1 protein-coding gene is annotated in these 872 nt (G+C 54.8%); it reads left to right on the top strand.

Going from position 1 to position 872, the window contains the following annotated elements; all coding sequences use genetic code 11:
* Window positions 1-824: IS1249 family transposase (locus HMPREF2888_RS00955; RefSeq protein WP_070518071.1), on the top strand; the 824-nt coding region annotated here is incomplete at its 5' end.
* Window positions 825-872 lie beyond the last annotated feature (48 nt).

Raw genomic sequence — 872 nt, 5'->3', positions numbered from 1 at the left:
CAGCCACACGCTTCCACGTCCTGAACTGGGTATGGGCCAAGCACGAAACCGCACAGGCCTACCAGCAACTACTTGAACCACTCCAGCCACCACTTATGGTGGTACTCGATGGCGGTACTGGCGCCTACAGTGCGATCCGCCAACTGTGGCCACAGACAACCATCCAGCGCTGCCTTGTCCATGCCCAACGAGTTGTTCGCAGGCATGTCACCTCCCGGCCACGCACCGAGGCAGGCAAAGCAATCTACGCACTTGCCTTAGAGCTCACCCAAGTCGATAGTCTCGACAAAGCAGCACAATGGACAGCTAAGCTGCAACAATTCCATGACGTCTACCGCCTGTGGATGGATGAAAAGAGCCTCAACATCTACACCGGCAAACAAGAATTTACCCATATCCGCGTCAGACGAGCTTTCAACAGCCTGTCACATTTATCGCGCCAGCAATGGCTTTTCGCGTTCCTACAACCTGCAGCACCCTCAGCCGATCCCAACTACACGTGGGCGGCTACAACAAACCACCTAGAAGGCGCCATCAACGCCCAGCTCAAACTACTGGCACGTCTTCACCGCGGACGAGGAGGAGAACGACAGCGAAGAATGCTGGAATGGTGGCTCTACCTCCACACCGAAGACCCAATACCACCAGCACAAATAGCCAAAGAACAAAACTGGGGACGTGACGCACTCGCCAAAGTTCACGCCACGCCCCACAACGAGAACAAAGCCGACCAGCAAACAGGACGACCAGCCCTCTACGACAACGCTATCTCAGACTCATACGAACACAACCTAGGCATACAAAAAGGATGGGCAGGCACCTAACCCCGACACGGGGCAACACAAAAAGACACACTTTTTGTCGTATATCCC

This window comes from Corynebacterium sp. HMSC077D03 (genome assembly GCF_001808545.1).
GTDB lineage: Bacteria > Actinomycetota > Actinomycetes > Mycobacteriales > Mycobacteriaceae > Corynebacterium > Corynebacterium simulans.
This window is presented reverse-complemented; position numbering and strand designations above follow the sequence as displayed.